The 904-nt window shown below is 42.1% G+C and carries 1 pseudogene; it reads left to right on the forward strand.

Annotation, left to right across the window (positions count from 1 at the left end):
- A pseudogene (locus ABD915_RS09045) lies at positions 1–904 on the forward strand (Vomp family autotransporter); the annotation flags it as partial.

A 904-nucleotide genomic window follows, 5' to 3' on the forward strand; every position in this document is an offset into this window, starting at 1 on the left:
CTAGGTGATGAAATTGCGAAGTCTTTAGGTGGTAAGACGAGCTATGAGAATGGCACTTGGACGGCTCCTACATTCACGGTTAAGACCATTAAGGAAGATGGTGGTGATGTTGAAGAGCAGAGCTATGCGAGTGTAGCAGCAGCCTTTGAGGGCGTAGGAAGTTCTTTCAAGAACATTCACAACGAGATTAACAAAAATACTACCGAGGTTACAGAAAACATTAAGCAGAATGCGTTGCTTTGGAGTGATGAAGAAGGTGTTTTTGTAGCGCAGCATGGGAAAGATAATGAGAAAGCCAATAGCAAGATTAAATATCTTGCGAATGGTGAGATTAGTTCCAGCTCTACGGAAGCGGTGAATGGATCACAGCTTTATTCTCTGAATAATGATATTGCTCATTATTTTGATAAGAATGCTGGCTATGATAGTGAGGGCAAATGGACCGCTCCTACATTCACGGTTAAGGGCATTAAGGATGATGGTGAGACAGAAGATAAAGAGTATCATGATGTAGCGTCTGCCTTTACAGGTGTAGGGAGTTCATTCACGAATGTAGTGAATAAAATAGATAAGAAAATCACGGAAGTTAGTGAAAAAGTCCAAGGTGATGCCTTGTTGTGGAGTGAAGAGGCAAATGCCTTTGTAGCGACGCATGGGAAAGAAGATAGCAAAACCAATAGCAAGATTACGTCACTTGCAAATGGAGATGTAAGTGAAAGTTCAACGGATGCGGTGAATGGTTCACAGCTTTATTCAATGAATAAGATGTTTGCTGAGTATTTCGGTGGTGGCGCTAAGTATGAGGATGGCAAATGGACTGCTCCTAAGTTCAAGGTTAAGACCGTTAAGGAAGATGGTAGTGATGTTGAAGAGCGGAGCTATACGAGTGTAGCGGAAGCCTTTA

Origin of the sequence: Bartonella jaculi (genome assembly GCF_039543045.1) — a bacterium.
In the GTDB taxonomy this organism is placed as follows: domain Bacteria; phylum Pseudomonadota; class Alphaproteobacteria; order Rhizobiales; family Rhizobiaceae; genus Bartonella; species Bartonella jaculi.